Annotated in this window: 6 protein-coding genes; all 6 read right to left on the minus strand. The window is 63.7% G+C overall.

The features are described from left to right. Nucleotides 1-85: 85 nt before the first annotated feature. A complete protein-coding gene (locus F3H41_RS21060) occupies nt 86-1807 on the minus strand; it encodes an ABC transporter substrate-binding protein (protein ID WP_149740708.1) in 1722 nt (573 codons plus the stop codon). A 114-nt stretch (nt 1808-1921) separates the two neighbouring features. Next, a complete protein-coding gene (locus F3H41_RS21065) occupies nt 1922-2203 on the minus strand; it encodes a DUF2160 domain-containing protein (protein WP_149740709.1) in 282 nt (93 codons plus the stop codon). A gap of 49 nt (nt 2204-2252) precedes the next feature. Next, on the minus strand, nt 2253-3005 hold the full coding sequence (locus tag F3H41_RS21070) for a carbohydrate ABC transporter permease (protein WP_244616313.1): 753 nt from the start codon (nt 3003-3005) through the stop codon (nt 2253-2255). A gap of 304 nt (nt 3006-3309) precedes the next feature. Continuing rightward, nucleotides 3310-4176: a sugar ABC transporter permease gene (locus F3H41_RS21075; protein ID WP_149740710.1), complete on the minus strand. Its 867-nt coding sequence runs from the start codon at nt 4174-4176 to the stop codon at nt 3310-3312. Between the two features lie 24 nt (nt 4177-4200). Beyond that, nucleotides 4201-5280: an ABC transporter ATP-binding protein gene (locus F3H41_RS21080; protein WP_149740711.1), complete on the minus strand. Its 1080-nt coding sequence runs from the start codon at nt 5278-5280 to the stop codon at nt 4201-4203. 314 nt (nt 5281-5594) lie between these two features. Next, on the minus strand, nt 5595-6670 hold a 1076-nt coding region (locus tag F3H41_RS21085), incomplete at its 5' end, for an ABC transporter ATP-binding protein (RefSeq protein ID WP_149740712.1).

Here is a 6670-nt window from a genome sequence, read left to right on the forward strand (position 1 = left end):
CCCCCCTTGACGCGGCAAGGCCGGCGTTTTTGGCGCCGGCCTTGTTTTGCTCATCGGTGTGTCGTCGGTGTTGTCGTGGCGTTTGTTATTTCTGCCAGGACTTGACGAGTTCGTCGTAGTTGACGGTGATGGGCTTTTCCTTTTCGTTTTCGATCTTGAGCTGGGGTGCAAGGTTGCCCTTGGAGACGGCGTCCTTGTTCCAGTATTCGAGATCGTGCTCTTCGGCGAGTTTCGGGCCGATATCGCCGAGGACGCCGGCGCGTTCGAGGCGGGCGAGGACCTTTTCCTGCTCGGCGCAGAGCGAGTCCATGGCTTCCTGCGGGGTCTTTTCGCCGGACGCCGCATCGCCGATCGCCTGCCACCACAGCTGGGCGAGCTTCGGATAATCAGGCACGTTCGTGCCGGTCGGCGACCACTGCAGGCGGGCCGGCGAGCGGTAGAACTCGACGAGACCGCCGAGCTTGGGCGCGCGATCGGTGAAGGACTGGTGATCGAGCGTCGACTGGCGGATGAAGGTCAGGCCCACATGGCTCTTCTTCACATCCACGGTCTTGGAGGTCACGAACTGCGCATAGAGCCAGGCGGCCTTGGCGCGATCGTCCGGGGTGGACTTCAAAAGCGTCCAGGAACCGGCATCCTGATAGCCGAGCTTCATGCCGTCCTTCCAGTAGACGCCATGCGGGCTGGGGGCCATGCGCCACTTCGGCGTGCCGTCGGCATTGACGACCGGCAGGCCTTCCTTGACGGTATCGGCGGTGAACACCGTGTACCAGAAGATCTGCTGGGCGACTTCGCCCTGGGCGGGGATCGGACCGGCTTCGCCAAACGTCATGCCCTGGGCGGCCGGCGGCGCATAGGCCTTCAGCCATTCCAGGTACTTGGTGATCGAGTAGACGGAAGCGGGACCGTTGGTGTCACCGCCGCGCGCCACGCACGAGCCGACCGGACGGGAGTTCTCGTCCACCTTGATGCCCCATTCGTCGACCGGCAGGCCGTTCGGGATGCCCTTGTCGCCGTTGCCGGCCATGGACAGCCACGCATCGGTGAAGCGCCAGCCGAGCGAGGGGTCCTTCTTGCCGTAGTCCATGTGGCCATAGACCTTCTTGCCGTCGATCTCGCGACCGGTGAAGAATTCGGCAATGTCCTCATAGGCCGACCAGTTGACGGGCACGCCGAGGTCGTAGCCGTACTTGGCCTTGAAGTCGGCCTTGTTCTTCTCGTCGCTGAACCAGTCGTAGCGGAACCAGTAGAGGTTCGCGAACTGCTGGTCGGGCAGCTGGTAGAGTTCCTTGTCCGGTGCCGTCGTGAAGGACTTGCCGATGAAGTCGTCGATGTCGAGGCCGGGATTGGTGACGTCCTTGCCTTCGTTTTCCATCCACTTGGTCAGCGAACGGGCCTGCTGGTAGCGCCAGTGGGTGCCGATCAGGTCCGAATCGTTGACATAGGCGTCGTAGATGTTCTCGCCCGACTGCATCTGGGTCTGCAGCTTTTCCACGACGTCGCCTTCGCCGATCAGGTCATGGGTGACCTTGATGCCGGTGATCGCGGTAAAGGCCGGCGCGAGCACCTTCGATTCATATTCATGCGTGGTGATGGTTTCCGAGACGACCTTGATCTCCATGCCGTTGAACGGCTTGGCGGCGTCGATGAACCACTGCATTTCCTTTTCCTGGTCGGCGCGCGAGAGCGCGGACAGATCCCCCACTTCCTTGTCCAGGAACTGCTTGGCCTCGTCCATGCCGGCAAAGGCCGAACCGGTAAAGGCGAGCAGCATGGCCGCCGTCGTTGTCAGTAGATGCTTTCGCATAGTTTCTCCTCCGTTGCGATGAGCATGGTTTGCAGTGACCGGATGGCGCCGCCCCTCCCGAGGGCCCGCATCCTCCCGGCTTTCCCCTCCCGCTTCGTCCCCGGACAGGCCGGATCAGACGAAGCGGAACACGAACACGGCCCACACCAGGCTTGCCACCGTCGCCCACCACAGGTCGACATCGACAAAGCCCAGAAAGCCGAGATGAATGAAGGCAGAGCCCAAAAGCGTGATGAACAGGCGGTCGCCCCGCGTCGTCTCGATCCGCAGCACACCCACGCGCGGGTTGCCACCGGGCGAGGCATATTCCCACACCGCCATGGCCACCAGAAGGCCAAGGATCGTCAGGAAGAACGCCGCCGTCGGCAACGTCCAGGCCATCCAGGAAAAGTCCATCTTAAATCCTCCTGCCAGTGTCTTCACACGCGCCCGTCACACACGCCCGTCACACACGACCGAGCGCAAAGCCCTTGGCGATATAATTCCTCACGAACCAGATCACGAGCGCGCCCGGAATGATCGTCAGCGTTCCCGCAGCCGCCAGAAGCCCCCAGTCCACCCCCATGGCCGAGACCGTGCGCGTCATGGTCGCCGCGATCGGCTTGGCATCCGTCGTCGTCAGCGTGCGCGCGATCAAAAGCTCGACCCAGGAGAACATGAAGCAGAAGAAGGCGGCCACCCCGATGCCGGACGCGATCAGCGGCACGAAGATCTTCGCGAAGAATTTCGGGAAGGAATAGCCGTCGATATAGGCCGTCTCGTCGATCTCTTTGGGAACCCCCGACATGAAGCCTTCGAGGATCCAGACAGCGAGCGGTACGTTGAACAGGCAGTGGGCGAGCGCCACGGCAATGTGCGTGTCGATCAGGCCGAAGGCCGAATAGAGCTGGAAGAAGGGCAGTGCAAACACCGCCGGCGGCGCCATGCGGTTGGTGAGCAGCCAGAAGAACAGGTGCTTGTCGCCCAGGAACCGGTAGCGCGAGAAGGCATAGGCCGCCGGCAGCGCCACCGCGATCGAGATCACCGTGTTCATCACGACATAAAGGATCGAGTTGATGTAGCCCGTATACCAGGAGGGATCGGAGAAGATCACCTGGTAGTTCTTCAAGGTCGGATCGGCCGGCCACAGCGACACCGAGGTCATGATCTCGGTGTTGGTCTTGAAGCTGAGGTTCACCAGCCAGTAGATCGGCACCATCAGGAACAGGATGTAAAGGGTCGGCACGAGGAAGCCGAGCTTCAGGCCACGCCTTTCGGCCCGCGCCGTCACCACCGGATGGGCAGCCGCCGACGCACCGGTCGACGCACTGGCCGGCGCACTGGCCAACGCACTGGCCTGGCCGGCTGCCATCTCGTTCCTGGAAGAGGTCTCGACGCTCATGGGGTCCTCCGGTCGTGGTCTCGTCTGTCGTCGTCGTCTGGTCGTCGTCTGGCCATCGTCTTGCCGGGCCGGGCCGGGCCGGGCCGATCCGGCCCGCACCCCTCTTGCATCCGCCAGCGCGTCAAGCCTTGGCGTCGCTCGTCGTCATCACCGTGTAGAACACCCAGGACAGAAGCAGCACGATCAGGAAGTAGATGATCGACATGGCCGCGGCCGGTCCAAGGTCGAACTGCCCGACCGCCATCTTCACGAGATCGATCGACAGGAACATCGTCGAGGAGCCCGGGCCACCGCCCGTCACCACGAAGGGCTCGGTGTAGATCATGAACGAGTCCATGAAGCGCAAAAGTACGGCGATCAGAAGCACCCGCTTCATCTTCGGCAGCTGGATGTAGCGGAACACGGCAAGGCGCGAGGCACCGTCGATGCGGGCCGCCTGGTAATAGGCCTCCGGGATCGAGACGAGGCCGGCATAGGCCAGCAGCACCACAAGGCTCGTCCAGTGCCACACATCCATCAGCACCACCGTGATCCAGGCATCCACCGGATCGGCCGCGTAATTGTAGGAGAAGCCGAGCTTCGTCACCAACGAGCCGAACAGGCCGATATCGACGCGGCACAGAAGCTGCCAGATCGTGCCCACCACGTTCCACGGGATCAGAAGCGGCAGCGCCATCAAAACAAGGCACACCGGCACCCAGATGCCCTGGCGCGGCATGTTCAGCGCGATCAGGATGCCGAGCGGGATCTGGATCAGGAGAATGATCGCCGAGAAGGCGAGGTTGCGCCACAGCGCGTCCCAGAAGCGCGAACTGTCCAGAACTTGGCTGAACCATTCCGTCCCGGCCCAGAAGAACTCGTTGTTGCCGAACGTGTCCTGCACCGAGTAGTTCACCACCGTCATCAGCGGGATCACCGCCGAGAAGGCCACCAGCACCAGCACCGGCAGCACCATGAACCAGGCCTTGTTGTTAAAGGTCTTCTCCATCCCGGATTCTCCCCCTCAGGCCGATCAGGCCTGCTGTTCAATAAGCCAGCTGTCGGCGTAAATGTTGATGCCGGCCGGATCGAAGGTGAGCCGCGCATCGGCCGGCACCTCCCCGTCTTCGGCAACAATCGCCGTGATCGGCTGGCCCGCAAAGGCGCCCCGCACGATCTTCTGGCGGCCGAGATCCTCCACCTTCGTCACCTGAAGGGGATATCCCTCCCGGCCGATGCGCACGAACTCCGGACGGATGCCGAACTCCAGCTTGCCGGCCTTGCCCGCCCTTTGCGCATCGATGCCCTCCAGCCGGATCGCCGCGCCCTCGCCGATCACCGCCTCGCTGCCCTCAAGCCGCATCGGCAGCACGTTCATGCCGGGCGAACCGATGAAGTAGCCGACGAAGGTATGCTTCGGTTTCTCGAAGAGTTCGGCCGGCGTGCCGATCTGCACGATCTCGCCGTCATACATCACCACCACCTTGTGGGCGAAGGTCAGCGCTTCCGTCTGGTCATGCGTCACATAGACCATGGTGTAGCCGAACTGCCGGTGCAGGCGCTTCAATTGCGATCTCAGCTGCCACTTCATGTGCGGGTCGATCACCGTCAGCGGCTCGTCGAAGAGGATCGCGCTGACATCGGGACGCACGAGACCGCGCCCCAGCGAGATCTTCTGCTTCTGGTCCGCCGTCAGCCCTTGCGCCTTGCGGTGCGCCCGGTCGGCAAGCCCCGTCATCTCCAGGATCGCCTCGACCCGGCGCTTGACCTCGGCTTCGCCGACGCCGCGGTTGCGCAGCGGGAAGGCGAGATTGTCGTAGACCGTCATCGTGTCGTAGACCACCGGGAACTGGAAGACCTGCGCGATGTTGCGCGCTTCCGTCGAGGCCCGCGTCACGTCGCGCCCGTCAAACAGGATGCGGCCCTCCGACGGCGTCACCAGTCCCGAGATGATGTTGAGCAGCGTGGTCTTGCCGCAGCCCGACGGCCCCAGCAGCGCATAGGCCCCGCCATCTTCCCATTCGTGATGCACTTCCCTCAGCGCATAATCCTTCGGCGCCGAGGGACGGATCCCGTAGGCATGGCGGATATGATCCAGCGTGATGCGCGCCATCGTTCCTCCCAATCGCGCCCGAGGCCCCGTCAAGGAGGGTCTTTCGCCGCGCGTCTCCTGCGACCTCACCCAAAGGCGGCCGCCTGCTTCCCTTAAAGGGCCGGGGCGGCGTCTTGATGCGCCCTCGCCCGTCCCGTTCCCGTCTCCCGCCACGACAGCCGCGGCCAGGTCATCGCCTCACCGGCTGTCGCCGGCATCGTTCCCTCGCGCCGCCTTCGCGGGCATCTTGCCTCACGCCGCCTTCGCGGCTGGCCCTGTTCACGCGGCTTTCGCCGGCATTCCTTGTTCACGCCGCCGTCGCCGGCATTCCTTGTTCACGCGGCTTTCGCCGCTGGCCCCTCGACCGAACGCCCGTCCGGCGCAAACGCCATGAGATGGTCGAGATGCACGAACAGCGTGATCTCCCGGTCGGGCTCGATGTCGTGGATGCCGTGCGCCAGAAGAACAAGGCTCGTGCCGGCAAAGGACACATGCACGAAGCTTTCCGAGCCCGAGATCTCCGAGACCAGCGTGCGCCCCGTGATCGGCGCGCAGCCCCGGCCTTCCGGGGCCTTCAGCGACACGTGGTGCGGCTGGAAGCCGAGCGTAAAGGATCCGTCCGCGATATGGGCAAGATGCGCCGGCACCGGCAGCACCGCGCCGCCGCCCGAGACGAACTGGCCGCCCCGCTTCTCCACCGCGATCGCATTCAGCGGCGGGTCCGAGAAGGTCATGGCGCTCACAAGATCGGCCGGGCGGCGATAGACATCCACCGTCGGTCCGAACTGCGTCACGCGGCCCTCGGACAAGGTCGCCGTGTTGCCGCCGAGCAGCAGCGCCTCGGACGGTTCCGTCGTCGCATAGACGAAGATCGCCCCGGATTCGGAAAAGATCTTCGGCAGTTCCGCCCGCAACTCCTCGCGCAGCTTGTAGTCGAGGTTGGCCAAGGGCTCGTCGAGCAGCACCAGCTTCGCCTTCTTCACGATCGCCCGCGCCAGCGCCGTGCGCTGCTGCTGGCCACCCGAAAGATTGAGCGGCGTGCGATCAAGATAGGGCGACAGCCGCAACAGATCCGCCGCCGCCCGCACCTCCCGATCGATCGTCGCCCCATCCACGCCCGCGATCCTCAGCGGCGAGGCAATGTTCTCGTAAACCGTCAAGGAGGGATAGTTGATGAACTGCTGGTACACCATCGCAACCGAGCGCTTCTGCACCGGCACACCCGTCACATCCACCCCGTCGAACAAAACGCTCCCCGACGTCGGCCGATCAAGACCCGCCATCAGACGCATCAAAGACGTCTTCCCGCTCAACGTCGGACCCAGAAGAACATTCAAACTCCCACGCAACAGAACCAAATCCGCCCCGTGAACATGAACATCCCCGCCAACAACCTTCCGTACTCCGCGTA

The sequence above is a fragment of the Rhizobium sp. RU20A genome (genome assembly GCF_900155885.1).
Taxonomy (GTDB): Bacteria; Pseudomonadota; Alphaproteobacteria; order Rhizobiales; family Rhizobiaceae; genus RU20A.